Source organism: Nonomuraea insulae, assembly GCF_042656245.1.
Genome location: NZ_JBHSPA010000031.1, coordinates 240,809 through 267,202 on the forward strand (window position 1 = coordinate 240,809; position 26,394 = coordinate 267,202).

At 71.0% G+C, this 26,394-nt stretch carries 23 protein-coding genes; 4 read left to right on the plus strand and 19 right to left on the minus strand.

All coding sequences use genetic code 11. The features are described 5' to 3' along the window. Positions 1-38: 38 nt before the first annotated feature. The 13 genes from ACFPZ3_RS28390 to ACFPZ3_RS28450 all read right to left on the minus strand — a co-directional run bounded on the left by ACFPZ3_RS28390 (position 39) and on the right by ACFPZ3_RS28450 (position 12,206). Complete coding sequence (locus tag ACFPZ3_RS28390) at positions 39-770, minus strand: hypothetical protein (RefSeq protein WP_379517299.1); 732 nt, start codon at positions 768-770, stop codon at positions 39-41. Positions 771-773: 3 nt separating this feature from the next. Beyond that, positions 774-1,691 carry an ABC transporter ATP-binding protein gene (locus ACFPZ3_RS28395; protein ID WP_379517300.1) on the minus strand — a complete coding sequence of 306 codons (918 nt, stop codon included), beginning with the start codon at positions 1,689-1,691 and terminating at the stop codon, positions 774-776. Further along, positions 1,688-4,246 (minus strand): class III lanthionine synthetase LanKC, encoded by a 2,559-nt coding sequence (lanKC, locus tag ACFPZ3_RS28400; protein WP_379517301.1) that lies wholly within the window; start codon positions 4,244-4,246, stop codon positions 1,688-1,690. Before lanKC ends, ACFPZ3_RS28395 begins: the two co-directional genes overlap by 4 nt. 19 nt (positions 4,247-4,265) lie before the next feature. Next, positions 4,266-5,900 carry a daptide biosynthesis intramembrane metalloprotease gene (gene mpaP, locus ACFPZ3_RS28405; protein ID WP_379517302.1) on the minus strand — a complete coding sequence of 545 codons (1,635 nt, stop codon included), beginning with the start codon at positions 5,898-5,900 and terminating at the stop codon, positions 4,266-4,268. After that, on the minus strand, positions 5,897-6,073 hold the full coding sequence (locus tag ACFPZ3_RS28410; RefSeq protein ID WP_379517303.1) for a hypothetical protein: 177 nt from the start codon (positions 6,071-6,073) through the stop codon (positions 5,897-5,899). The genes mpaP and ACFPZ3_RS28410 overlap by 4 nt, the downstream gene beginning before the upstream one ends. Positions 6,074-6,208: 135 nt before the next feature. Next, positions 6,209-6,388, minus strand: coding sequence for a daptide-type RiPP (locus ACFPZ3_RS28415; protein WP_379517304.1), 180 nt, complete (start codon positions 6,386-6,388; stop codon positions 6,209-6,211). 30 nt (positions 6,389-6,418) lie between these two features. After that, positions 6,419-6,571 (minus strand): daptide-type RiPP, encoded by a 153-nt coding sequence (locus tag ACFPZ3_RS28420; RefSeq protein WP_379517305.1) that lies wholly within the window; start codon positions 6,569-6,571, stop codon positions 6,419-6,421. A gap of 18 nt (positions 6,572-6,589) precedes the next feature. Further along, positions 6,590-6,760, minus strand: coding sequence for a daptide-type RiPP (locus ACFPZ3_RS28425; RefSeq protein WP_379517306.1), 171 nt, complete (start codon positions 6,758-6,760; stop codon positions 6,590-6,592). 32 nt (positions 6,761-6,792) lie between these two features. Further along, positions 6,793-8,016, minus strand: a complete 1,224-nt coding sequence (gene mpaC, locus ACFPZ3_RS28430) for a daptide-type RiPP biosynthesis dehydogenase (protein WP_379517307.1) — start codon at positions 8,014-8,016, stop codon at positions 6,793-6,795. Next, the gene (mpaD, locus tag ACFPZ3_RS28435; RefSeq protein WP_379517308.1) at positions 8,013-9,278 is read right to left on the minus strand and encodes a daptide-type RiPP biosynthesis aminotransferase; all 1,266 of its coding nucleotides are present in this window, start codon (positions 9,276-9,278) and stop codon (positions 8,013-8,015) included. The genes mpaC and mpaD overlap by 4 nt, the downstream gene beginning before the upstream one ends. Further along, positions 9,275-10,084: a daptide-type RiPP biosynthesis methyltransferase gene (gene mpaM, locus ACFPZ3_RS28440; protein WP_379517309.1), complete on the minus strand. Its 810-nt coding sequence runs from the start codon at positions 10,082-10,084 to the stop codon at positions 9,275-9,277. The genes mpaD and mpaM overlap by 4 nt, the downstream gene beginning before the upstream one ends. Further along, positions 10,081-11,208 (minus strand): daptide biosynthesis RiPP recognition protein, encoded by a 1,128-nt coding sequence (gene mpaB / locus ACFPZ3_RS28445; RefSeq protein WP_379517310.1) that lies wholly within the window; start codon positions 11,206-11,208, stop codon positions 10,081-10,083. Before mpaB ends, mpaM begins: the two co-directional genes overlap by 4 nt. A 41-nt stretch (positions 11,209-11,249) precedes the next feature. Then, complete coding sequence (locus ACFPZ3_RS28450) at positions 11,250-12,206, minus strand: LLM class flavin-dependent oxidoreductase (protein WP_379517311.1); 957 nt, start codon at positions 12,204-12,206, stop codon at positions 11,250-11,252. Positions 12,207-12,530: 324 nt separating this feature from the next. Here ACFPZ3_RS28450 and ACFPZ3_RS28455 point away from each other — a divergent pair, with 324 nt between their 5' ends. Both ACFPZ3_RS28455 and ACFPZ3_RS28460 read left to right on the plus strand, forming a co-directional pair. Continuing rightward, entirely contained in the window at positions 12,531-13,232 is a 702-nt protein-coding gene (locus tag ACFPZ3_RS28455) for a CPBP family intramembrane glutamic endopeptidase (RefSeq protein WP_379517312.1), read from the plus strand. Continuing rightward, positions 13,229-14,263: a glycosyltransferase family 2 protein gene (locus ACFPZ3_RS28460; RefSeq protein WP_379517313.1), complete on the plus strand. Its 1,035-nt coding sequence runs from the start codon at positions 13,229-13,231 to the stop codon at positions 14,261-14,263. The genes ACFPZ3_RS28455 and ACFPZ3_RS28460 overlap by 4 nt, the downstream gene beginning before the upstream one ends. Here ACFPZ3_RS28460 and ACFPZ3_RS28465 read toward each other — a convergent pair. From ACFPZ3_RS28465 to ACFPZ3_RS28485, 5 genes are all read right to left on the minus strand, one after another. After that, positions 14,260-14,910 (minus strand): GOLPH3/VPS74 family protein, encoded by a 651-nt coding sequence (locus ACFPZ3_RS28465; protein WP_379517314.1) that lies wholly within the window; start codon positions 14,908-14,910, stop codon positions 14,260-14,262. The two genes, ACFPZ3_RS28460 and ACFPZ3_RS28465, sit on opposite strands and share 4 nt — an antisense overlap. Positions 14,911-15,009: 99 nt before the next feature. Further along, a complete protein-coding gene (locus tag ACFPZ3_RS28470; RefSeq protein WP_379517315.1) occupies positions 15,010-16,812 on the minus strand; it encodes a glycoside hydrolase family 2 protein in 1,803 nt (600 codons plus the stop codon). Positions 16,813-16,838: 26 nt separating this feature from the next. Further along, complete coding sequence (locus tag ACFPZ3_RS28475) at positions 16,839-17,696, minus strand: carbohydrate ABC transporter permease (protein WP_379517316.1); 858 nt, start codon at positions 17,694-17,696, stop codon at positions 16,839-16,841. After that, positions 17,693-18,613, minus strand: a complete 921-nt coding sequence (locus tag ACFPZ3_RS28480) for a carbohydrate ABC transporter permease (RefSeq protein WP_379517317.1) — start codon at positions 18,611-18,613, stop codon at positions 17,693-17,695. The genes ACFPZ3_RS28475 and ACFPZ3_RS28480 overlap by 4 nt, the downstream gene beginning before the upstream one ends. Continuing rightward, entirely contained in the window at positions 18,610-19,641 is a 1,032-nt protein-coding gene (locus ACFPZ3_RS28485) for a LacI family DNA-binding transcriptional regulator (RefSeq protein WP_379517318.1), read from the minus strand. Before ACFPZ3_RS28485 ends, ACFPZ3_RS28480 begins: the two co-directional genes overlap by 4 nt. A gap of 147 nt (positions 19,642-19,788) precedes the next feature. Here ACFPZ3_RS28485 and ACFPZ3_RS28490 point away from each other — a divergent pair, with 147 nt between their 5' ends. Next, positions 19,789-21,240, plus strand: coding sequence for an extracellular solute-binding protein (locus tag ACFPZ3_RS28490; RefSeq protein WP_379517319.1), 1,452 nt, complete (start codon positions 19,789-19,791; stop codon positions 21,238-21,240). Positions 21,241-21,554: 314 nt separating this feature from the next. Here ACFPZ3_RS28490 and ACFPZ3_RS28495 read toward each other — a convergent pair whose 3' ends face one another. Beyond that, positions 21,555-22,709 carry a helix-turn-helix domain-containing protein gene (locus ACFPZ3_RS28495; protein ID WP_379517320.1) on the minus strand — a complete coding sequence of 385 codons (1,155 nt, stop codon included), beginning with the start codon at positions 22,707-22,709 and terminating at the stop codon, positions 21,555-21,557. Here ACFPZ3_RS28495 and ACFPZ3_RS28500 point away from each other — a divergent pair. Further along, on the plus strand, positions 22,666-26,199 hold the full coding sequence (locus tag ACFPZ3_RS28500; RefSeq protein ID WP_379517321.1) for a S8 family serine peptidase: 3,534 nt from the start codon (positions 22,666-22,668) through the stop codon (positions 26,197-26,199). The genes ACFPZ3_RS28495 and ACFPZ3_RS28500 overlap by 44 nt on opposite strands. Positions 26,200-26,394 lie beyond the last annotated feature (195 nt).

The following is a 26,394-nucleotide window of genomic DNA, read 5'->3' on the forward strand; positions in this document are numbered from 1 at the left end:
CGCGGGACCTCGGGTGAGGCACCGCGGCCCGGTGACGGTCAGCCGAGGTCACGGCGCTGGTGGACGTACACCGCCAGGCCCGCCGCGATCGCCACGTACAAGGTGAACATCCCCAGTCCTGGCAGAGCTCCCAGGCTGAGGTTGGCCGCGGCGGCGCCGACCGTCTTGAACGGCAGGAACGCCACCACCTCCGGCGGAATCGTGTAGACCAGCACCGCCTCGACGGCCAGCGCCCAGATCAGCAGCGCGGAGATGGCGCCCGCCGTGTTCCTGAGCAGCATGCCGACGGCCGTGCCCAGCACGGTCGCCAGCGGCACGGCCACCAGGTGCGTGATGATGAGCATGGTGCCGTCGCCGGCCAGGGGCGAGAACCGGCTGCCTCCGGTGATCAGCCCGCCCACCCAGGCCGCGGCCAGCGCGACGATCGTGATGACCAGCGCGATGGCCGCCGCCGCCGAGAACTTCGCGGCCACGACGCGGTTGCGCCACGGAGCCATGATCGAGGTGATGCGGAAGGTGCCGCTGCGCATGTCGCCGGTGGCCATCAGCACGCCCAGCACCAGCATGGCGTAGATCACCACCTCCATGGGCAGTGTGATGACCTGGATCGAGGTGCCCAGACCGGGCACGTTGCCCTGGTCGTCGAGTGCGCCGCCCACGATGGCGCCCCCGATCCCGGCCACCAGGATGGCCGCGACCGCGGTGATCAGGTAGCTGCGGAGCGTACGGAACTTGATGATCTCTGCGGACCACAGATCGGCGAAACCCACGGTTCAGCCCACCTCTCCCTTGATCCCGGCCTTCTCGGCCGTCGCCTGGTTGAATGCCTTGAGCAGGCTCCGCTCCTCGCGGAGCTCGTAGATCGCGACGCCGGTGCTCTTCGCCAGCTGTCCCACCAGGTCCGGTTCGAGCCCGGTGACCTGGAGGCGCTGCGCGTCGGCCACGCTGATGAGCCGGCCGCCGGCGTTGGTGATGGCGGCGCCGAGCGCCTGCGGGTTGTCGCACTGGACGCTGACCGTCTGCGTCTGGAAGCGCTGGATGAACGCCTGCGCCGCGCCGGCGCCGACGATCTTGCTTTGCGCGATGACCACCAGGTCGTCGACCATGTCCTCCATCTCGGCCAGCAGGTGGCTGGAGACGAAGACCGTCCTGCCCTGGTCCCTGAACTGCCGCAGCAGCCCCTTCATCCAGGTGATGCCCTCGGGGTCGAGGCCGTTCATCGGCTCGTCAAGCACGACCACCTCGGGGTTGCCCACCAGGGCGATGGCCAGCGCCAGCCGCTGCCGCATGCCCAGCGAGAACCGTCCGGCCCGCTGGCCGGCCACCGCGGACAGGCCCACCCGGTCCAGCAGTGTCTCGGCCTCGTTGTCCTTCGCCCCGGCGAGCCTGGCCGCCCAGCGCACGCTGTCGATGGCCCGGCGGCCAGGGTGGGCGCACTGCGTGTCCAGCACCGCGCCGATCTTGCGGGCGGGCACCGGCCACTCGTGGATCGGCTTGCCGTCGATGTGGGCCGTGCCGCTGGTCGGCCGGTCCAGGCCCAGGAAGAGCCGCATCGTCGTCGACTTCCCCGCCCCGTTGGGCCCCAGGAACCCGGTGATCGCGCCGGAGCGCACGGCGAAGCTCACGTTGCTGACCGCGAGCACGGGTCCGTACCGTTTCGTCAGACCCTCTGCCCTCAGCATAGGTTTCATCTGATCTCCCGTTGTGTCGAAGTGCTGGTGTCGTGGCAGGTCAGTGGGGATTGCAGGAAGGGGAGGCCGGGGCCGTCGCCCAGGGCGGTGTGCAGGGCGAGGAGCACGCCGGCCGCGCCGGTGGCGAGGTCGGCCGACAGACGCAGCGCCTGCTCCCCGATGAAGGCGACGTGGCCGTCGTGCGGCACGCCGTGCCAGGCCAGGTGCGTCAGGTGGCGCGCCAGCCGGGGCGAGTCCGGCCGCTCGCCCAGCCTGGCCAGCGCCAGCATGGCCCCGGCCCGGCCGGTGAACAGCCCGGCGCCGGTGACGACGTGGTCGGCGACGGCGCGGTGGAGGTCGTCGAGGACCTCCAGCAGCTCCGGGTCGGGGTAGTGCTCGATCATCAGCCGCAGCACCATGGCCACGCCCGCCCCGCCCATCGCCAGGGCCGGCTCCCGCCAGGGCGCGCCGATCGGCGCCGGGGCGCCGGAACCCACGCCCATCACCGCCAGGTCGCGGCGGAGCGCGGCCTCGGCGTGCCTGAGCAGCGCGGGTTCCCTGGTGTCTGCGTAGAGCCGCAGCAGCAACAGCGCGGCCCCGCTGGCTCCGTGCATCAGTCCGGGCGGCGGCCCCTCGGTCTTGAGCGGCAGGCGCTCGATGAGCCGCTCGGCGACGGCGCCACAGTCGCGCCCGAAGTGGTGCAGCGTCAGCCCGACCCCCGTCAGCCCGGAGTACAGCCCCATCCCCGGCACCTGGTCCAGCGGCGTCGCGGCCGCCCGGTCGAGCGTCTCCAGCGCCTCGGCGGTACGGCCGAGCCGGTCCAGGGCGAAGGCGATGCCGCACAACCCGTCGTAGAACCCGGGCCGCGCCCCGGTCAGCTCGCGCGAGCGGCGCACCAGCCAGTCCACCTGCTCGGCGGGGACGTCCGCCCCGGCCTCGCCGAGCGCCCAGAGCACACCGGCCGCGCCGTGGGCGAAGGCGACCCCGCCGCCCGGGGTGAGGAACTGCGCGATGTCTCCGGGGAAGAGCCGGTCGGCACGCTCAGGCGTGGCGGTGGCGGCGATGCCGTCCGCGATCGCGGTCCGCAGCCCCGGCCAGGCCGCCGCGCCGGGCTCCGGCCAGGTCAGCGGCGGGCGCTCGGCGGGCTGGCCGACCAGCTCGGTCCAGTGCGGCGCCGATCCCAGGTCACGGCGTACCTGCTCGGCGAAGTCCGGAGGGACGGGGAAGTAGGTGGTGATCAGGTCGAGGAGCTGGTCGCCCTTGTCGGCGCCCCAGGGCAGCAGGGCCGTCATGGGGCAGAAGACGGCCAGCCGGATGCAGCCCAGCCCGAAGCGGTCCACCGCGACGCCGGTGTAGGAGGGCGGTGCGACGAAGCCGGGCGCGGCCATGGTCTGGACCAGGTCCTTGTCGGCCTCCATGGCGCCCTCCATGTCGATGAAGGCGATGGTGTCGTCGGCGCGGACCAGGATGTTGGCCGGGTGCAGGTCGCCGAAGACCACGCCCCGCTCGTGCATCGCGGCGACCGCCTCGTCCACCTGCCGCAGGATGTGCAGCGCCCACGTGGTGTAGGACGCGAAGTCGGCGGCGGAGCGGTCGGGCCGCAGGATCGGGTTGCGGCGGGCGATCTCCCGGCCCAGCGGCTCGCCCTCGACGTGCTCGCGGGCCAGGAAGTAGTGCTCGTGGCCGATCCGGTAGTCGATCAGCCGGGGGATCCAGGGCAGGCCGGCGAGCCGTTCGAGGGCCCAGTGCTCGCGCTCCAGCCGGGCGACGGCGTCGTGCCCGTCCTGGTCGAGCCCGGCCAGCGGCCTGGCCTCCTTCAGCACCAGCACCTCGCCCGACCTGGTGTCGGTGGCGTAGTAGACGCCGCCGCCGTTGGAGAAGTGGAAGGCCTTGGTCGCGCGGAAGGGGAAGTCCTGGAGCGTTCCCCGGTTGCGTGCCGCCAGCGCCTCGGCCAGACAGGCGGGGGGCTCGGCCCACGGGGGCGGGCGGAAGGACGGGCCGCGGACGTCGGGCACGAGCCGGCCCTGCGGGTCCTCAAGGCAGTAGACGGTCTCGCCGTACTCGTTCTGGATCGTCCGCTCGATGAAGGCGCCGTAGCGGACGTACAGCGGGCCGGAGCGCCAGCGCAGGTCGCTGAGGATGTGCGGGCCCCGCTCGCCGTCCAGCAGGTCGCCCAGCTCGTGGAGTATCCGCTCCAGCTCCTCGTCGTCGCACGGGTAGAGGGTGGCGAACTTGCCCGCGGCGCCGCGGTCGGCGTACTTGCCGTTGCGCCGCCTGAGCACCGCCTCCGAGCGGAGGAACTTGAAGCTCACCCGGTGGGCGACGCAGTAGTCCCAGACGGCGGTGAGGATCCGCTCCGCGTTCTCCGGGGTCGCCGAGATGTGGACCTTCCAGCCCTGCCGCTGGATCCGGTCGACCGGTGCGTTGAAGATGATCCAGTCGGTGTTCTCGTCGCGTTTCCAGTCCGCGGGAGCGGGCGTCCCCGTGTGGGTGAACCCGGCTGCCGCGGACTGTTCGACGATGTCGTAGAAGGGTTCTCCCGGCGGGCAGTGCTGCAGATACTGGATGAACTCCATCGCTCTTTCTCTCCCCCTGTCACCAGGCGCCGGGCAGGTACGTCGCGACGAGCCACTCACCGAGTGGCAGGGCGCCGGCATCGACCCGCGCCGCGCCGCTGCGTTCCGCCGGTGTCTCCCGCACGGTCAGCGGGTAGGCGGACACGGTCATCGGAAGGTCCTGTTCTGTACGGATCGGAAGGAGCACCGAGACCGGGGCGGTCGTGCTCGACGCCGTTCCTGAGGCGACCACGGCCGATCCCACCCGCGGCCGGAGGACCACGCCGTTACGCAGCAGCCGGACCTCCGTCCCCGGCGCGATCGCGCCGTTCCCGCCCGGCACCACCAGTTCGAGCCGTCCCTGCTGGTAGTGGTAGCCGCCCGAGATCACGTAGGGCACCTGCACCGTCGTCAGCAGGGCCGTCAGCCCGGCGGCCAGCGCCGCGATCACGGCCCCGATCCGCCATGGGGAGGCGCCCGACGTCCGCGCCTCGTGCACGCGCAGCAGGAACCCGAAGGCCAGGCGGCCGAGCAGCAGCAGGACGACGACCAGCATGGCCAGCGTGCCCGCCACGCCGAGGCCCCGCAGCAGCTCGCCCCAGAGGGACAGCGCCAGCACCCCGACCAGGTAGACGGGAAAGACCAGGCAGGCCAGCCCGTACGGCACCGCCCACCGCAGCCCGGGTAGCTCGGCCTGGTAGGAGCCGCCGAACAGCAGCTTCGTGACGAACCGGCGGGCGTCGATCATCGCCCGCTTGCGCAGGTCCGAGATGTCGAGGTGGCTCATCAGCGCCAGGTAGCCGTCGAGCTTGACGAAGGGCAGCAGGTTGAGCAGCCCGCTCGCGTACGTGACGACGGAGAAGACCAGCAGCGCCTCCGAGCCCGTCGGCAGCGCCGCGAGAGCCGCCGCGCCCGCGACCACGATCTGGGTCGCGATCCCCGCCAGCGCCACCCGCACGCGCTGCTCCTTGTGCCCCAGCCGCCAGCCGTCGGAGACGTCGCAGAAGAACGCGGGCAGCAGGTAGAGCAGCATGACGCCCATCCGGCTGGGCCGCCCGCCGTAGTGGCTGAGGACCGCGCCGTGGCTGAGCTCGTGCAGCACCATCACCAGGTACGTGCCGGCCGCCACTCCCGCGTAGACGTCCAGCGGCAGCGGCGATCCCAGCGCCAGCGCCAGCGCGCCGCCGTTCAGTGCCAGGCTCACCGGCCCGGCCAGGGCGATCACCACCGCCAGCATGGTCCAGAAGCGGCCGGCCAGCGCGGACAGCAGCGGCGCGCACCAGGCCAGCAGGCGTGCCGGGCGCAGCAGGGTGATCTGCAACGTCAGCGGCGGAACGTACTTCACCCAGGGTGCGCCGCGGCCCCGGCCGCGCGTGCCGTCGTCCAGCAGGTGCATCCGCTGCAACTCGCCCAGCGCGTAGCCGAGCGCCTGCGGGGTCCACTTGGGCCCGAGGTCGGACATCAGCTCGGAGTGGTCGCGGTCTCCGTCGAGCGCGCGGCCCAGCCTGGCCATGTCCGCGCCCACCCGGAGGTAGCGGCCCGAACCGCGCTGGATGATCCACGGCGCGCCCTCCTGGGCGGGCTCGTGGACCTGTACGTCGTCGGCCAGCCGGGGACGGGCGGGAATGGACGGGTCGAGTACCTCCCGTTCCTTCCTGCCGAGTTTCACGCTCACCGTCCGATCGCGTTCATGACCATGAGGGCGAAGCAGGCCAGCGCGGCGATGCCGAGCACGACCAGCACCACGATCTGCGTGATCCCCGCCAGGCTGCTGTTCGCGACCAGGGCGAACGCGACGACGAAGATCCCGGCCGCGATGATCAACCACACCGTGGACACGTTGCTCACTTCTTCACCTTCCGAGCGGGGGTCGATGACGGGCGGTGGCGGCGGAAGGCCGCCGCCACCGCACGGTGTGATGCCGCTACCTCCGCCTCGGGCTCCTGCATCTCAAGCTCGAGACCGAGGGCCGCATCAGGGGGATCAGGTGATCACGCTGATGCTGCTCATGATGGCGGTGACGCCGTACGAGACCGCAGTGCCGACGGCGCTCACCACGGTGACGCCGGTGACGACTCCCCAGAAGGTCCCCCAGCCGGGGGCCTCCATGGCCTCGAGCTCCTGCATACCGAGCTCCAGCGGAGCGTTGGCCAGTTCGTTCATGTGCTTGTTCTCCTCTCCGGAAAAGTGAGGTCAGGTCGCCGCGCTGGCGACCGCGCTGGCGAAGGCCAGCGTTCCGAGGGTGATGACGATGCCCTGTTTGAAACCGGACCAGAATCCGGGGGCGTCCATGGCCTCGAGTTCCTGCATTCCCAGCTCCAGCGGGGCGTCCGCCAGACCGATCATGTTTGTCTCCTCTTGATGTCAGGTCGCCGCGCTCGCGATCGCGCTGGCGAAGACAAGCGTCCCGACCGTGACGACGATGCCCCGCTTGAAGCCGGACCAGAATCCGGGAGCGTCCATGGACTCGAGTTCCTGCATGCCAAGCTCCAATGCGGGAGTCAGGCCCGAGGTCGCCGTCATGTCCAACGCCACACCTCCTCTCCTCTCTGCTCGCCCGCGGTCCGTCATCCGCGGGAATCCTGGGTGCTCACGGCGGTCGCGGCCTCCGGTGTGCGAACCACCTGGGCCAGCAGCCGCCGTACCTCGTCCTTGGTCAGGCCGCCGAGCATGGGCAGCCCGGCGCCCCACGCGCGCACGATGCGCGAGGCGATGGCGTCGAGCGTGTCCTCGCCCGCGCTCAGCCGCCGCTCCACCAGCCACGAGTCGATGAGCGCGGCCATCCCGCCGGCCGGGTCGCCGGGCAGGCCGTCGGGATCGACGGCCCGCAGCACCGACCAGAGCCTGGCCAGCTTCCTGGCGGACCCGAGCCGCTCCTCCCCGCCGGCGATGGCCTCCCACAGCGGCGGCAGCAGCGCGGCGACGGCGCGCATCTTGCGTACGCCGAGCGCGACCGAGACCTCGTTGGCGATCAGCCAGCCCTTGTTGGCGAACGCGGCCCGGCCCAGGTGGATCCACTCCTGATGGGTGAGCCCGCTCAGCTTGGCGATCTCCAGCCGCAGCGGGCGCTCCACCGGCCGCCCGCTCCCCCGCGCCCGCCGCACCTCGTGCCCGGCCGTGACCAGCCGTACGGCCAGCGCCTCGGCCAGGGCGTCCTCGGTGGGCAGGTCCGCGTGGTCGCCTGCGTACATGCTCACCAGGCGGAAGAGCGCCTCCAGCACGCCTTCCGAGATCAGCTCGGCCGGCAGCGTGTCGGTGGCCACCGGGTCGAGCACCGCGATGTCGGGCCGCAGGCACTCGCCGGAGATCAGCCGTTTGCCCTGGGGATATTCCAGGCAGGCGACCGTGCTGAGCTCGGCGCCGGTGCCCAGCGTGGTGGGGACCGCGACGAGCCGCACGGCCCGCTCGGTGTCCTGCGGGAGCACCATCATGCCGCTGCGCTGCGGGACCGACAGGCGGGCCCGCGCGGAGGGGCTCTCGTGCAGCAGGGCCAGCAGTTTGGCCTGGTCGAGCAGGGAGCCGCCGCCGACGCCGACGATCAGCTCGGTCCCCGCCATGCGCCCGGCCTGGTCCACGACTCCGGCGAGGTCGCCGGGGCCGGGCAGGACGAGCAGGTCCTCCTCGCGTCCTGCCTTGGCCACCTGGCGGCGTACGCGGGCGAGGATCTCGGAGTCCAGCACGCCGGGGTCGGCGAGGAGGGTCACCCGCCGCCGGGAGCCTCTGGCCAGCCACGGGGCCAGGCCGTCGCACCCGAAGATGGTCCGGGTCAGGCACTGGGTGCTCTGCGTCATGCCGGGACCTCCCTGCCGCTGTAGGCCGACAGGCCGGCGCGCAGACAGCCGAACAACTCGCTCAGGTCGGCCTCCGAGTAGGTGAGCGCGGGCACGAGCTGGATGCCGTTGACGCCCGGGTGCACGACGGCCCCGGCCCGGCGGACCGCCGCGACCACGGCGGGCACCTCGGCCTGCGGCAGTTCGGCGCCGTCCGGCGTACGCAGCCTGATCGCGCGGAAGCAGCCCAGCCCCGAGGTCCCGGCGACCATCGGGTGGCGCAGGGCGGCCAGTTCCTCCTCCAGCCGGTCGGACACCCGCCTGCCCAGCGCCACCGCGTCCAGGCGGCGCATCTCGGCGATGGTGGCCAGGATCGCGGCGCAGGTGGCCGGCGTCCCCGCCTGGGTCTCGGCGTGGGCGAGCACCGCTCCGGCGGCGGTGAACGCGGAGGCCACCCGCCGGGAGGCCACCACCACGGCGGCGGCGGCGACACCGTTGGTGAGCCCCTTGGAGGCGATCAGCACGTCCGGCGGCTCCGGCCAGCTCTGGGAGGCGAAGAAGCTGCCGGTGCGGCCGAATCCCGTGGCGACCTCGTCGGCCACCAGCAGGAACCCGTACTCGCGGCGCAGGCGCAGCAGCTCGGCCACGTACGCGCCGGTCAGCGGGATGGCTCCGCTGCCCAGGACCGGCTCGACGACGACCGCCGCCACCTGCCCGCCCTGGCGCTCCAGCAGCCGGGCCAGCTCGTCGGCGGCGTTCGGCGTGACGTGCCGGATCAGCCGCTGGTCCACACCGTAGAGCCGCTGGCCGAAGTCGTCGCCGGTCAGGGCGAAGCTGCCGAAGGTCATGCCGTGGTAGCCGCCCTTGAGCCCGACGACGAGCTTGCGCCGATCGGCGCCCTCCAGCGCGTGGTACTGCCGGGCGAGCTTCATCACCAGGTCGTTGGCGGCGCCGCCGGAGGTCGAGAACACGACGCGGCCGTAATGGTCGGCGCCGCACAACTCGACCAGGGCGGCGGCGGCCCGGCGGGCGTAGTCGTTCTCGTAGCGGAAGACGTTGAGGTAGGACGCCTCGACGAGGGCCTTGGCGACGGCGTCGGCGATGGCGCGGTTGCCGTAGCCGAGGTTGGTGTTCCACAGCCCGCTGGTGCCGCAGAGCAGCTCGCGGCCGTCGGCGAAGCGGATCCGTACGCCTTCGGCGGAGACGGTGCAGAGCTCGTCCCACCCTTGCTCGTCCGCCGGCATCAGCGCGGGCCACAGCGCGGGCCACGGGGGCGCGGTCACTCGGTCACCTCGGCTTCCAGCAGGATGTCGCGGTGCCTGGCGCCGGGGCCGGTCAGGGCGTGGCGGGAGCGTACGGCCAGACCCGCCCGCGTCAGCTCGGCCTCCAGCCGGTCGGCGGGGACCACGGCGATGGTGCTCGTGCACACGGTGACGGGCCCATCCGATGGCCCGTCCGGTGGCTCTTCAGGGAAGATGGCCACCACACGGTGTCCCGCGTCGGGGTTCCAGCGTTCGAAGAAGCGGTACGACCTGCCGCTGACACCGACGAAGCCGACCTCGACCTCGTGGCCGTCCATGGCGTCGAGCTCGACGGTCGACAGGACGAACCGGCCGCCGGGCGCCAGGTGCGCGCGGACCGTGCCGTACAGCGCGGCGCGGCCCTCGGCGTCGAGCAGGGAGATCGACGAGGTGCCGAGCACGATCACGGCGAACCGGGACGGCGAGGAGAAGGTCCTCATGTCGGCCCGGACCAGCGTGCACCGCTCGCGCAGGCGGGCCGGCGCCTCCTCCAGACGGGCGGCCAGCAGGCCCAGCATGCCTTCCGACAGGTCGACCGCGGTCACCTCCCGGCCCAGCGCGAGCAGCGGCAGCGTCAGCCGGCCTGAGCCGGCCGCGAGGTCGAGCACCGGGCCGGGCACGCGGCGGACGAGGGCGATGAGCTCGCGCACCTCCTGGGTGTCCGTGCCGGCGACGTCGTGGTAGACGGCCGAGCCCGTCCTGTCGTACAGGTCGCACACGACGGCGCGGTCGCCCAGCTTGGTCACCAGCTCACGGGCCTGGTGTGGCAGGTCGGTCTGGAGCGTCATGTCAGCCGCACCCCCGCCTTGGAGAAGTAGGCGGCCACGGTGTCCAGCCCGGCCTGGCCGTCGTGCTCGGCGGCGGCCTCGATGGAGCCGCACACCAGCAGCGTCTCGGCCAGCTCGCCCGCGCGGCGCTCCACCTCGAACGTGCGGGCGGGCCACTGCTGGTGCACGTAGGCGGCGTCGTCGGTCCACAGGAGCAGCGGCAGTTCAGGTCGCGCGAGGTCCGCCGGGGCGGCGACGGACTCCAGGGCGGTGGAGAGCCGGCCGCCGAAGCCGGAGACCCGCACGTCGGAGGCGCCCCGCAGGCGCAGGTCCCGGATGCCGGTGAGGGCCGCCAGGTAACGTCCCAGCCACGGCCGGGCGGCCAGCTCCGCGGTGCGCGTCTCCTCGGGGACGGCCGCGCCGAGGCAGACGGCGCAGGGGTGCGAGCTCCCGGCGTTGATCCTGGTCCACGCGGCGGTCAGGACCGTCAGGTCGTCGCCGACCTTGCCCAGGGGAAGGCCGGTCGGGGAGGTGGACAACTCGCCGTCCGGGCCGGCGTGAAGGCGCAACCGCGGGCCGTCGGACCCTAGGTCGGCGCCCGATCCAGAGCCTGCGCCCGACCCGAGGCCCGCAACCGATCCAGAGCCTGCGCCCGACCCGAGGCCGGCACCCGGTCCAGAGCCTGCGTTCGGCCCGGGGTGGCGGCCGGCGGGCTCGGGGGCCGCGCCGAGGGCGGGCACGTCGGCGAGGCGCACCGTCGGGTGGGTGAGGAATTCGGCGAAGTGGCCCTCGGCGGCGGCCCGGTCGGCGTCGGACAGGTAGAGCTCGAAGTCCTCCTCGCCGAAGATCCGGATCGCGGTGGGGCCGATCACCGACATGTACTCGCTGGTGGCGTAGTCCTGCATCTGCAGGAAGAACGTCTCGGAGAGCGACATCTCCGCGCCCGGCTCGCTGGCCGAGCCCTCGTACGGCACGACGACCGGCCCGGCGGCGTCCCCGGGTCCGTCGGGAACGAAGATCACGGTGTCCTGCCCGGCCAGGCCGGACTCGATGACCGTCGTCAGGTGGTCGGAGTTCTCGAGCACGATCACGGAGACCTCGTCCGGCAGCGCGGCTCCGCCCGCCTGCCCCGTCGCCCACCGCATCAGCTGGCGCTTCGTCCCGGCCAACGTCTTCCCCCGTTCCTTCAGTTGAACGTGCCGCCGACCAGGGCCCCGAGCAGGGATTTCAACTCGTTCATGGTCTCCTTCTGACCTTGGAGGTTGAACACCCCCGTCAGGTTGAGGATGATCTCGTCGGCCCCGGCCTGCTCGTACTCCTTCAGCGCGGCGACGAGCTGGTCGAGGTCGCCGCTGAGGAACGCGCCCCCGGCCACGACCGCCTTGGCGTCGGCGGCCGGGTCCTTCCCCGTGACGTCCAGCCCGGCCTTCTGGAGCATGTCGATGTAGTGGGGCGCCTGCAGGTGCAGCGCGTTGCTGGCCATGGCCTGCTCGACCGGCGTGCGGTCGGGCCTGGCCAGGGCGATGGGCACCATGGCCGCCAGCCGCGGAGCCGGCCGACCGGCCTTCTCCGCGCCTTCGCGCAGGCCCGGCACGACGGTCCCGGCGAGGTAGTCGACCGGGGTGAGCCACGTGATGGCGACGTCGGCGATCTCGCCTGCGAGCCTGGCCATGCCCTTCCTGAGCACGCCGAGCCCGATCTCGATCTTGGGCGCCACGGCCGGGGGCAGCATGCCCTTGCACTGGACGTACTCGCCCCGTATGTCCACCACCCCGCCGTCCAGCAGGCCGCGGACGGCGGTGACGTACTCGCGGATGGCTCCGAGCTGGCTCGGGTAGCGCTCGCCGAGCAGGCTCTCCTGGAAGACGACGGGTCCCGGGCCGAAGCCGGCGACCACGGGCTCTCCTGTGGTCATCGCGAGCGAGCGCACCTGGAGTGCCGCCTCGTACGGATGGCGCATCGGCATGAGCGTCACCCCGAGCCCGGTCGGCACCCGGAAACCGGCTCCCGCCGCGTACACGAACCCCTGGTGCGGCTCGATGAGCGTGGCCTGCCCCTGCCACAGAGCGTGCGCTGAGGTCCACTCCACAAGAGCCGCGTAAGGAAGGATCTGCTCCGGTCGTCGCGGAACAAATGGGATCATTACAGAGTATTTGGCCACTTATCGCTCCCCGTCGTGTCATTTCGTGACCGGTCTCTGTCTTACTCCGCGGCCTCTTCCCCGAGGCTTCCCCGGCCGCCACGGGCGAGCGCTTTCCCCAGTTGAAGCCGGATATGACCCGGGAACATGACAGATGTCATACGGGACCGGTGACGACGGCGACTATGGCCTGGCCATCGTGTGGATCAGGCTGGATGCAGCAGACGTCTACCATTGTTCGATGTACGGCTGGTGCCCGGCTCCTGCATCGTCCGGCGCCAGCCGTACTCCCGGGGGCCGGTGGCCCTGAAGGAGGTCAGGACGCCGATGTCAGCCACATTCTGGTCATGGGTGCTCGCGGGCGGCCTGGCCGGATATCTCGCGGTCGTCGCACCGTTACTCGGCCGCCGTTCGTACGAGCGGCTGAAGAGCGGCCTCACCCCGCTCTCGCGCAGTTACGCCCTGGGCATCGCCGAGTTGTGGGCGCTGGCCGCCGTGGCTCTCCTGGTGGTGGCGCTGTCGCCGTCCCTGGACCTGGCGAGCGCGGGCGTCAAACCTCCCGACGACCCCACCCTGACCTACGGCCTGGCCGTCGCGCTGCCCGTCGCGATGGTGCCGCTCGTGTTGTTCATGCGCTGGCTGGTCAGGAACGGCGGGAAGATCCCCGGATCCGACGCGTTCTCCGCCATGCTGCCGCGCACGCCGGGGCAGCGGTGGCTGGCCGGCGGGCTCGCGGTGTCGGCGGGCATCTGCGAGGAGCTGGTCTACCGGGGGCTGTTCATCGCCCTGGGGCTGGCCCTCGGGCTCAGCCCGCTGGCCGCGGCGGCCCTGGCGGTGGCGGTGTTCATGCTCGGGCACGCCTACCAGGGACGGTCGGGGCTGTTGCTGTCGCTGGTGGCCGGGATCGCGTTCACCGGGCTCTACCTGCGTACCGGAAGTCTCATCGCGCCCATCGTGGTGCACATCCTGGTGGACATCAGGTCGCTCGTGCTGATGCCACAGCCGGAGCCGCAGCGGGCGGAGTCGTGAGGTTCTCGGTCATCTGCCCCACCTACAACCGCGGAGCGGCGATCGCGGCCACCGTCGAGTCGGTCGTGGCGCAGTCGGTGCGCGACTGGGAGCTGCTCGTCGTCTCCGACGCGAGCGACGACGACACCGACCGCGTGGTCGCCGAATGCGCCCGCGCGGACGGCCGCGTCCGGCTCATCCGGACCCACCGCCACGGGCACCCCTCCGGGCCGAGGAACATCGGGCTCGCCGAGGCCCGCGGGGAATTCGTCGCCTACCTCGACCACGACGACCGGTGGGCCCCCGGGCATCTGGCGACCCTGGCGCGGGCGCTGGAGGGCGAGCGGTTCGCGGCCACCGGGGCGACGCGGGTGAACGCCGCGGGCGACGTGCTGCACGTGACTCCCCCGCTGACGCTCTGCTGGCACCCAGAGCTCCAGACCATGAACGCGATCTTCCAGCCCTCGCAGGTGGCGCACGTCGCCGGCCTGGCCGAGTCGGTGGGCGGCTGGCGCACGTCCGAGACCGGGCTGGAGGACTGGGACCTGTGGCTGCGCCTGGCCGACGCGGGCGTACGCTGCCGCACCGCGGCCGCGCCCACGGTGATCGAGCTGGTCGACCCGTCCACCCGGCAGTCCCGGGTGAGCGCCGCGCACGGGTGGGAGGTGGCCAGGTTCCCCGACGGGCGGGCGGCGCGGGCCGCGTACCGTGCGCTCAAGGACACCCGGCGGGTCGAGGCCGCGCGGTCGGCTCTGGAGAGTGACCTGCGGGCCTGGTACGCCGCGCTGGCGGCGAGCGGGCAACTGGTCATCCCCCACGGCTGGCGGGCGGACGCGCGGGAGCTGGACCGGGCGCTGCGCGAAGCGGTGGCCGCCGCGCCGATCGGCGGCCAGGAGCTCTGGCCCGACCTGGCGATCGTCCCCCGCGACGGCCACGTCGCGCTGGTCCACCTGATCTCCTGCGTCACGCAGGAGCACGCCGACCGCATCGGCACGCTGAACCGCAGGATCATGCGGCACCAGCTCGCGATGTACGCGGACGTCCTGACCTAGTCGCCGGCGGGGATGATGTTGTGCATGGCGAGGCTGGTGTTGATCCGCACCGCGGTGTTGATCGCGGCGATGGACTCGGCGACGGCCGTGCCGCTCCACTGCCCTTCCGCGACCTCCTTGACCCTGTCGCGTCGCGCGCCGGGGAACAACATCCGGTCGAGATCGCAGGCGCGCAGCAACGCGACCAACACGCTCACCCGCTCGTCGGGCGCGGCTCCGTCGAGGACGTCGCCCACCCGGCGGCGGACCTCCCGCTCCACGCTCGGGTCGCGTTCCGGGTATTGCGTGGTGCGGAACAGGCCGAGGACCCTGCCGTGCTCCTCGCTGAGCACGCCGCGCTCGGCCAGCCGTTTCAGCAGGCTCCAGCGTCGCTTCGGGTAGGTCAGCCGGTCGAGCCACCACGTGGCCTCGCGCGGCTGGGACTCGGCGATGGCGGCGAGCACCCCGTCGAGCTCCTCGTCGCCGGTGGGCGTCGGGTCGAGGGCCTCGAACCGGTCCTCGACGATGTGGAGGCGGCCGGCGAGGGTCAGCTCGGCGAGGACCGCGCCGGTCACGGACACGTCCACCGCTACCTCACGGATGTGCGGCCTGCCGGTCTCCTCGTCGTGGGCGAGCAGGAGCAGTTCCTCTGCGATCGTGATGTCCACCCTGAGCACCCTAGTCCGCGACACCCAGGGGCGCGTCCGTCAGGACGGTGACCGGCCCGATGGCGAACCTCCGCCGCCTCTTCGCGACGGTTGACATCCCTAGGCCTTCGACCGGTCCTGTTCGATGGCGGCCGGGCGTTGCTGGGCCGAGCGGATCCGCGAGACATCCAGCTTGTTCGTACGGTCGAAGCGATAGACGCCGTTCTGCTCCTGGAAGACGTCGGTGAGCTGCGTGTAGCAGTAGCCGAACATCCGGGGGTCGTCCAGCAGGACCGCGACCAGCCCGGCGAAGCGCTCCTGGAGCTCCTCCTCGCTCTCGGGGCGTTCGCCGTATCCCCAGGAGCTCTCCCCGGGCCGCGCGTCCGGGTTCCACCAGATGCCGCCGAACTCACTGCAGAAGTACGGCTGCCCGACGTACGGCACCGACCACGCCGCGCCGTCGGGATCGGCGTTGACGTAGGGCGCCCCGTCGGCCAGGCCCGCCATCAGCTTGCCGAACGCCTCGGGATCCTGCTCGTAGCAGTGTGAGTCGTAGACGTCGGCGCCGAGGACCCGGTGCGCGTAGCCGGAGGCGTCGACCACCGGGCGGGTGGGGTCGGCCGCCTTCGTGGCCAGGTACATGCCGTGGGTGACGTCGTCGAGCACGGTGATGTGATCGTGCAGCCGCTGCCAGGTCTCGTTGAGCGGGCACCAGCCGACGATGCTCGGGTGGGAGTAGTCGCGATCGACCGCCTCCAGCCACTGGGTCACGAACGAGGCGGTCGGCTGCTGGTTGTCGCCGGGCGGCCCGCCGACATTGGCTCCCCAGTCGCCGAACTCGCCCCAGACCAGGAAGCCCGCCCGGTCGGCGTGGTAGAGATACCGCTCCTCGAACACCTTCTGGTGCAGCCGGGCGCCGTTGAACCCCGCCGCCACCGCCAGCTCGATGTCGTGGACCAGGGCCTCGTCCGTGGGCGCGGTCATCAGGCCGTCGGGGTAGTAGCCCTGGTCGAGTACGAGCCGCTGGAAGCGCGCCTTCCCGTTGAGCAGGACGGCGTGCCCGTCGATGGCGACCGAACGCAGCCCCGCGTAGCTCTCGGCGGTGTCGGCCACGGCGCCGCCGGCGTCGAGCAGGTCGATGCGCAGGTCGTACAGGTGGGGGTCCTCGGGGCTCCACAGCCGTACCCGGTCCTCCGGCAGCGGCAGCCACAGCTCGGGGGCGAGGTCGAGGTCGGCGCGTGCCCGCGCCTGTGCGACGACACCGCTCCGGTCCGACACCGTCACCTCGACGTGGTGCCCTGGGCGGTTGGCCGAGACCGGCACGGTGACCCGCAACGCGGACGCGGCGACGTTCGGCGTGATCCGCGGCCGGCCGAGGTGCGCGTCGGGCACGGGCTCGCACCACACCGTCTGCCAGATGCCGGTGGTGCGTCCGTAGCGCGCGCCGCGGCCCTGGAAGGTGGTCGCCTGCTTGCCCCGCGCCTGGGGACCGCTGCCGGCGTCCCGCGCGCGCACGACCACGGTGTAGGTGTGCGCCGGGTCGGCCGCGGCGGCCAGGTCGCAGCTGAACGAGGTGAACCCGCCCCGGTGCCGGCCGGCTTCGACGCCGTCCACCCACACCGTGGCGTCGTGGTCGACCGCCTGGAAGTGCAGCAGCACCCGCTGCCCCGCCCAGCCTTCCGGCACCCGGACGGTACGGCGGTACCAGACGGCCGGATGGAAGTCCGGGTCGCCGATACCGGACAGCTCGGACTCCGGGCAGAACGGCACGGTGATCTCGCCGGTCAGGTCCCGCTCCAGCAGGTCTCGCTCCAGCCCGGAGTCGCCGGGGTCCCTCTCGAACTGCCAGGTTCCGTTCAGGCACTGCCATGCGGTGCGGACGAACTGCGGGCGGGGGTACTCCGGGCGGGGAATCTCAGACAAGATACTCACTTTCTCGGTAGGGATGATCAAGCTTTGACGGCGCCGGCGATGCCTTCGACGAAGTACCGCTGCAGGGCGATGAACAGCGCGACGACCGGCAGCAGCGAGATCGTCGCCGCGGCGGCCATGCCCGACCAGTCGGTGCCGTTCTCGCCGACGAAGGCGAGCATGCCGACGCTGACGGTGCGCAGGTCGGGCCGGGAGAAGGTGAAGACCAGCGGCAGGAAGAACGCGTTCCAGGTGGACAGGAACGTGAGCACGGTGACCGTGGCCGTCACCGGCTTGGCCAGGGGGAGCATGACGCGGAAGAAGACGGTCCCGAACCCGGCGCCGTCGATGAGCGCGCTCTCGGTCAGCTCCTTGGGGATGCCGCGGAAATATCCGACGTAGAGCAGGATCGCCGCCACGTTCGCGCCGCCCGACAGCGCCAGGATCATGCCGGTCAGCGAGTTCAGCATGCCGAGCCGCTGGGAGATGTCGACCAGCGGGATGATGGTGTATCCGGCCGGGACGAACAGCGTGGCGACCAGGACGCCCATGATGATCTTGCGCCCGCGGAAGTCGTGGCGGGCCAGGACGTAACCGGCCATGGCGCACCGGACGACGACCACCACCACCGTGCAAACCGTGACAATCACGGTGTTGAGCAGATATTTCCCGAAATCCGCTTCGGCCCACGCGCGCTCGTAGTTCTCCCATATCGGGTTGCCCGGCAGCAGGTCGAGCCCCTTGGTGAAGACATCGGCCGAGGTCTTCAGCGACGCGGAGACCATCCACAGGAACGGGTAGATCCAGATCAGGCAGCCGATGGCGAGCACGGCGGCGGCGAGCCACCAGGGCAACCGGCGCAACGTCCCGCGCCAGGTCCTGGGCTGGGCGCTCATGCCGCCCTCCTGGTCCGTCGGGTGGCGCGGACCGCGAGCAGCTGCACCATCCCGACCAGGCAGACGAACAGACCGAACAGGACGGCGGCCGCGGAGGCGTACCCGAGCCGGGGGATCGTCGAGCCGAAGGCCCATCGGTAGATGTAGACCTCGATCACCTCGGTCGAGTAGAAGGGGCCGCCACCGGTCATGGTCAGGACGAGGTCGAAGACCTGCAACGACGCCTCGATCGACAACAGGGTGATGATGACCAGGAAGGGTTTGAGCAGGGGCACGGTGATGTGCCGCAGAAGGGCCGGCGCGCCGGCGCCGTCGAGTCGGGCCGCCTCGTACACCTCGTTCGGCACGGTCTGCAACGCGGCCAGCCAGTAGACCAGGGTGATCCCGAACCACTTCCACACGTACACGGCGATCGTCGTGCCCAGGGCCGTCGAGGACTGCCCGAGGAAGTCGACGCCGTCCGTCACCAGGCCGAGGTCGCGCAGCGCGAGGTTCACCGGGCCGCTCGCCGGGTCGAAGATGAACTGCATGACCACGCCGATGATCGCCGTGGTGGTGACCACCGGCAGGAACAGGGCGGTACGGAACAACCTGCGCAGCGGCATGCGGGGCGAGTTCAGCACGATCGCGATCAACAGCGTGACCAGCACCTGGAGCGGCACCGCGACGACCATGAACGTCAGCGTCAGCCGGAACGAACTCCAGAACATCGGGTCGGCGAGGACCTCGCGGTAGTTCTCCACGCCGATGAACGACCGGCCCGTGTCGAACCCGTTCCAGTCGGTGAGCGAGTAGAGGTAGCTGCCGATGATCGGATAGAGGGTGAACGCGCCGTACAGCAGCACCGTCGGGGTCAGGAACAACCAGACGAACAGGGTGGTGCGCGAGCGGCGGGCGGGGGGAAGGGCGACCGTCATCCGCGCGCCTCGGAAGAGGTCCGCCCGGGAACGCCCGTGGTGCTCTCGTCGATCATCAGGCGCCACGGCGCCTCCAGCTGGGCAGGCGGGCTCTTGTCACCCTCGACGCGCTCCAGCAGGCGGGTCACGGCGAGCTCGGCGATGCGCTCCTTGTCGGGCGCGATGCTGGTCAGCGCCGGGGTGGTGAACCGGCCCTCGGTGATGTCGTCGAACCCGACGACGGCGATGTCCTGCGGAACGCGTAGCCCTCTGGACAACGCCGCCCGCATCGCCCCGATGGCCAGCAGGTCGTTGTAGCAGAACACCGCGTCCGGCGGCTCGGCCAGATCGAGCAGGCGCTCCATCGCGTCCCGGCCGTCCTGGCGCTGGTAGCGCCGCACCGGCACGGCGAGCTCGGGCAGGATGGGCAGCCCCGCTTCGGCCAGCGCCTGCCGGTATCCGGCCGACCGATGTGCCGCGGTGTTGCCCGCCGGCCGGTCCACCAGCCCGATGGCGGCGATCCTGGTCCGGCCCAGCGAGGCCAGGTGCGCGGTGGCGCACTGGGCCGCGGCGGTGTCGTCGATGGCGACGTGGTCCACGCCGTCCACGCGCAGCTCACCCAGCGTCACCACCGGGCAGTTGCCCGCCCAGCGGCGCAGCTCGTCCTCGGACAGACCGAGCGGGCTGAAGATGAACCCGTCGAAGACGGCCGCCCGGTCGCGCCGCATGAGGATCTGCCGCTCCCGTTCCGCCACCCCCTCGGTGCGGTCGAGGAGCACGGTGTAGCCGCGTTCCTCCGCCCTGTTCACCACGTGGGCGGCCAGCTCCGTGAAGTACGGCACGTCCAGCGGCAGCACGAGGGCCAGCAGGTTCGACCGGCCCCTGTTCAGGCTGCGCGCCGCGATGTTGGGCCGGTAGTCGAGTTCGTCCAGGGCCTTCTGCACCTGGGCGCGGGTCTCCTCCGCCACGTAGGCGAAGTTGTTGACGACGTTGGAGACGGTCCTCACGGAGACTCCCGCTCGCCGCGCCACGTCACGTTGTGTCACCACCAGTCGTTCACCCTCCAGTCGGGAGTCGATGGCATCGAGTTGATGACGAGTCTTGCCGCGCGGCTTGCCACGTGGCAAGAATGACTTTGCCACGCGGCAACATTCATTTACAAGACGTTCACAGCCGTGGGGTAGGAGGCAGGACCGATGAGCGCGATGACCCGGCGAGGATTCCTCGCCGCGGCGGGCACCCTGGCCGCCGCGGCGGCGACCAGTGCGTGCGGCGGAGGCGGCGGCGGTGCCGGCGCGAACTCGCTGACCTGGTGGGACCACCAGAACCAGCTGGAAAAGGCGAAGACGGACATCTTCGGCAAGTTCGCCAAGAGCCCCGGCGGCGTCCCCGTGCAGTACACGTACTACAACCCGGCGAAGATGGGCCAGGCGCTGCAACTGGCCAAGCAGAGCGACCAGTTGCCGGACATCCACTCCAACGCCGGGCTCCTCCTGCCCGCCCCCGCGCTCGTCGCCGCCGGGTGGGCGCAGCCGCTGGATCTCAGCGACGCGGCCAAGGCCCGGGTCCAGGACTCGCTCATCGAGGGCCTGCACATCTTCGACGGCAAGATCTACGCCTTTCCCGTCTTCAGCCATCAGAGCTACTCCACGGTGACCTGGTTCAACACCGAGCTGGTCGGGCGCGCCGGCCTGGACCCGCAGGCGCCGCCGAAGACCTACGACGAGTTCAGGGCGGCTGCCCGCGCGGTGCAGAGCTCCTCCGGCGGCGCCACGTACGGCTGGGTGTGGAACATCGGCATGCCGGAGCGGATGGGCGCGCAGGTCCACGACATGGCGCAGGCGGCCGGGTTCGCCGGCAGTCTCGGAGTGCGGTTCGACACCGGCGAGTTCGCCTTCCACGCCGACGAGTATCTCGACGTGATCGAGTTCCTGGTCTCGCTGCGCGTGGACAAGCTGCTGGTGCCTGGGGCGAACTCCTGGGCCGACGACGTGGCGCGGGCCCGGTGGATGGCCGGGGTGGCGGCCTATTACTTCGACGGCCCGTGGTGTCCCGGCGTGGCCCTGAAGAACACGCCGGAGTTCGGCAAGAAGCTCGGCGTGGGGCCGATCCTGGTGCCCGAGGCGGGCACCACCGTGACCACCTACCATCTGCCGCCGGCGGGAGACTACTGGTTGTCGCCGTCGAGCAAGAAGGCCGCGGCGGCGAACACCCTGCTGAGCGACTACTTCACCACCGAGGACTACTCGCGTCAGATCGCCGCGACCATGTCGCAGCCCCCGCGCGACATCGCCGTCGTCGAACAATCCCAGGCGCACCCCGCCTACAAGAAACTGGTCTCCTGGTTCCAGGAGAGCGTCTTCCTCGCCCCCGAACCGATCGCCGGCAACAAGGACCTCCAGCAGGTGCAGATCGCGACCAAGCCGGTCGTTCCCGGCCTCGGGGACATCGTGCAGGGTGCGCTCACCGGCGACATCACCAACGTCCGCGCGGCCTTGACCAAGCTGTCCAGCGACAACGCCAAGCAGCGGGACCTGGCGATCGCGGCGGCCAAGAGCAAGGGCGCGCAGGTCAGCCTGGACGACTACGCCTTCCCCAACTGGAAGCCCGGGGCCGACTACCTCAAGCCGATGTACGCCAAACGCTAGCGGCCGCCGGCGATCAGCTGAGGGACTTCCAGAAGTCGCAGCGGTGCTCCCGTGCGAGGTCCACCTCGGCGATCCCGTCCTGGCCGGGTGCCAGCGACAACACCCGGCCGCTGGAGGCGCGGTAGGGCGGCCACTCGGCCGCTTCGCCGCCGTTGGGGTCGCCGCCGTTGGGGTCGCCGTCGTTGGGGGTCGCCGTCGTGGGCGAAGCAGCTTCCCCAGGGCGACGTCGAATTCGGGCTCAACCGGATCCTGGACGGCATCGAGGCCCTGATCGCGGCGCGAACCGGTGAGGCGTGAGGCGGCCTTCGACGGCGTCACAGCCAATCATGTTTGGCCGCGTGCCAGATGAGCTGGAGCCTGGTCTCCACGCCGGCCAGACGGACGAGCTGGCTGACCCGCCGCTGCACGGTCCTGTGGCTGAGGCCGAACTGTTTGCCGATCGCGAGATCGGTGTACCCGGCGATGATCAGGGACAGCAGCCGCCGATCCTCAGGGCTGAGCGTGTCCTCGCTGGCGGGGAAGGGCACCGCGGCCTCCCACACGGTCTCGAACACCCAGTTGAGCACATCCAGCAGAGCGCCCGAGGTGATCACCAGCGCGGCCGGTTCCGCGCTGGCCGACATCGACGGCAGGAACGCCGTGCGCCCGTCGAGGATCATCAGCTTGGTGGGCACGTCGGTCGCGATCCTGATCGACTCGCCGTTGGCCGCCCACCAGGCCAGACGGTACGGATCGCCGGCCACGTCGATGATCGTGCGCTCGTACACGGTCCGGTAGACGACACCGGCGGCCATGGCCATCTGCTGGGCCTGGTTCTCGGTCGAGAACACGATCGGCTCCTTGATCAGGCCCTTGACCTCCTTCTGCGCCGTGTTCTGCAGGTACTGCCAGCGCGCCATGACCTCGGCGGCGCCGACGACGACCTCCACGACCTCACGGGCGTCGCGCAGGGAGGAACGCTCGCGGTACTCCTCCATGAGGGTGGCGACGAACGTCTGCACCCGCTGTATCTCTCCGTGGCGGCGCAGCAGATCGGGCCCGAAGGCGACGTCCGGCTGCACGGCGACCAGCCGGTCACCGGCCCGCCGGATGAAACCCTCCTTGACCAGGCGGTCGAGTGCCATAGTAATCTCTTCGGCGGGGCGCGCCAGGCGCTCGGCGAGCTCGTTCTCGTCGCTCGCGGGCAGCCGGAGCAAGGCTAAATAGGTGGTTTGCTCCAGGTCGTCAAGGCCAAAAGTGCCTAACAAACGAACCTCCCTTCGACTGGATTCTTTCTGATCCAGATTCCTGACGTATTTCCGCCGTGTCGCTGATACGTCACCTGAATGCCGTTGATCCACAAACCAACCTGCCTGACTATCACTGTCAGATGACCTTGTACCCAAATGGTCATCGAAGTCCGCGCAGTCCCCTCGAAGGAGCATTGTGGATCGAAGCACCAGGCGCTGGCGTATGGCCATCGCCGGCATCCTCGCGGCCGTGGCCTTACCCCTGGCCGCGGCACCGGCCCTCGCCAACGACGACCCGCCCGAGGCCGTTCAGGAGAAGACGGAAGCCGAAGTCCTTCAGCAGCTCGGCAAGGACGACAAGGCCGTTTACTGGGTCCGGCTGAAGGAGCAGGCCAACCTCATCACCGCCGAGCGGACCGCGGAAAAGGCCGCCAAGGCCAGAGCGGTGTACACGGCCAAGACGGAGACGGCCGAACTCACCCAGAAGAACCTGATCGCACTGCTCGACCAGGCGCAGGTGGAGTACAAGTCGTTCTGGATCGTCAACATGGTCAAGGTCATCGGCGACACCGCGACGCTGGAGCGGATCGCCGAGTTGCCCGAGGTCGCCGCCATCGAGGCCGACGACGCGATCGCGATCGACAAGCCCGCGCCCGGCAAGGACGAGCCCTCGGTCAACTCCATCGAGTGGAACGTCAGCGCCGTCAACGCGCCCAGGGTCTGGAACGAGCTGGGGGTCAAGGGCGAGGGCATCGTCGTCGCCAACCTCGACACCGGCGTCGACTACACCCACCCGGCGGTCAAGTCCAGGTACCGGGGCCTGAACGCGGACGGCTCCTACACCCACGCGTACAACTTCTTCGACCCCACCGGCACGTGCACCGGCGGCGTCCCGTGTGACAACAACAGCCACGGCACCCACACCATGGGCACCATGGTCGGCGAGGACGGCGCCGAGCAGATCGGCGTGGCGCCCGGCGCCAAGTGGATCGCGGCCAAGGGCTGCGCGGGCAGCAGTTGCGCCCGTGAGCACCTGCTGGCCGCCGGCCAGTGGATCGCCGCCCCGACGGACGCCGACGGGCTCAACCCCCGCCCCGACCTCGCCCCCGACGTGGTGAACAACTCGTGGGGCGCCAACGCGATCGACCTGTGGTACTCGCAGATCGTCGACTCGTGGATCGCCGGCGGGATCTTCCCGTCCTTCTCCATCGGCAACGCCGGCCCTTCCTGCGGCACCGCGGGCAGCCCCGGCGTCTACCAGCAGAGTTACGCCAGCGGCGGTTTTGACAGCGCTGGCAATGTCTACAACAACGGCTCGCGCGGCCCCGGTGTCGACGGCGACATCAAGCCGGACATCTCCGCTCCGGCCGTGAACGTGCGCTCCAGCCTCCCCGGCGGCGGCTACGGGACCAAGACCGGCACCTCCATGGCGGCGCCGCACACCTCCGCCACGGTCGCGCTGATCTGGTCCTACTCCCCCGCGTTGCGCGGCAACCTGGCCGAGACCCGGGCCCTGCTCGACCAGACCGCCCTCGACGTCGACAACGTCACCTGCGGTGGCACCGGAGCCGACAACAACGTCTGGGGCCAGGGCAAGCTCGACGCCTACGCTGCCGTCTCCATGGCTCCGCACGGCGCCACCGGCATCCTGGCCGGCAAGGTCACCTCGGGCGGCGAGCCCCTCTCCGGCGCGACGCTGGACATCGCGGGCCCGATCAAGCGCACGGTGACCACCGGCGCCGACGGCACCTACGAGGCCAAGAACCTGTCCGTGGGCGACTACACGATCACGATCGGCAAGTTCGGTTACGAGAAGGCGACGGCGACCGCGACCGTCCTCGAGAACCAGACGGTCACCAAGGACGCCGCGCTGACCGCCGCCCCCAGCGCCAAGGTGAGCGGCACGGTCAAGAGCCGGATCGGGGCCGCCGCCGGCTCCGCCATCACGGTGACGGGAACCCCGGTCACCGCGACCACCGACGCCCAGGGCAAGTACAGCCTGACGCTGCCGCTGGGCGACTACAGCCTGCTGGCCACCTCGCCCGACAACTGCGCCTCGAACGCGACCAAGGCGATCTCGGTCACCGGTGACCTCACCGCCGACGTCGACCTGCCCGACCGGCTCGACTCCTACGGCTACACCTGTACGACGGGCAAGCAGCCCTGGGTCGAGGGCACCGACAAGCTCACCCTGGCGGTCGGTGACAGCACCGTCGCCCCCTTCACCCTGCCCTTCACCTTCAACCTGTACGGCACGCCGTACACCGCCGGGCGGATCGGCGTCAACGGCGGCGTCGTGTTCAACGGCACCTCGCTGACCAACAGCAACGTCGCCATCCCCTCCACCGCCACGCCGAACGCCGCCCTCTACGCCCTGTGGGACGACCTCTACCTGGACGAGGACTCGGCGGTCTACACCGCGGTCACCGGCACCAGCCCGCACAGGACGTTCGTGGTGGAGTACCGCGACATCGCGTTCTACACCCCCCGTACGGCCCGGCTCTCCTTCGAGATCCTGCTGGGCGAGGACGGCTCGGTCGGCTACCGCTACAAGGACATCGACCCGGCGGTCAGCAAGGAGACCGGGGCCGAGGCCACCATCGGCATCGAGAACCACACCGGCACCGTCGCCTTCCCGTACTCGGTGAACCAGCCCGCCCTGTCCGACGGGCTGAGCATCGACTTCAAGCCCACCAAGACCGGCATCCTGTACGGCGCGGTCACCGACGCCAACGACGGCCAGCCCGTCGCGGGCGCCGCGGTGACGGTGAAGTCGGGTGAGACGGTCGTCGGCACCACGACGACCATCGCCGACGGCACCTACTCCGTCCAGTACCCGGCCGGGGCCTACCAGGTCGAGCTGGCCGCGCCGCACTACGAGAGCGCGACCAGGACGGTGACCCTGGAGGGCGCCGGGGTCAGCGAGGGCTCGGCCGCGCTGCGCACCGGCGCGGTGGCCTCCTCGATCGACAGCCTCGACGTCGTGGTCCCGGTCGCGCAGACCAGGACCAGGACACTGGAGCTCAGCAACCCCGGACTGGGCACCGCCTACACGGTCGCCGGCGCCACCCCGTGGCTGACCGTCACCCCGGCCACCGGGAACCTGGCCACCGGTGGCAAGAGCACGCTGACCTTCGGGATCGACACCTCCGCCGCCGCGCGGGGCACGGTCCTGGAGACCACCCTGGTGGTCACGTCGGAGAGCGGCAGGACCCCGGCGATCAGCATCCCGGTCAAGGTCATCGTCCCGGCCTACCAGGCCGCGCTCGACTCGGCCTCGCGCACCTCCAGCGTGGACGCGGCCGGTGACACCTGGTACCAGGATCGGGCCTACACCACCAGCTCCGGCGTGGGCTACCTCGGCAGCACCACCACCAAGTCCACCAGCCGCACCATCACGGGCACCGACAACCAGACGGTCTACCGCGGCAACCTCCAGGGCATGTACGAGTACCGTTTCGACAACGTGCCGAACGGCACCTACACCGTCGAGCTGGGCTTCGCCGAGGTCGAGTCGATCAAGGCGAACAAGCGCGTCTTCGACGTCCTGGTCGAGGACACCGAGGTGCTGCCCAACCTCGACGTCGCGCTGAAGGTGGGCACCTACGCCGCGCACGCGCGGACCTTCACCACCGAGGTGACCGACGGTCAGCTCAACGTGCGTTTCGTCGCCAGCGCGGGCAAGCCGCTGGTCAACGCGATCAGGGTCACCGAGCGTCCCGACAAGTAAGTCCTCATCGGTGATCGGCCGGGGTCCCGTCCGGGGCCCCGGCCTCCGCGTGCCCGCGCTCAAGGTTGAACGCAGGCGCCCACGGACGGCCGGCTCGTTCACCCCTGATCATCGCCGGAGCGGAGAAGGAAGGACCATGGTCACGCCGTGCTCGTCACCGGCGGAGCCGTTCTCCAGCTCCGTGATCGCGGTCAG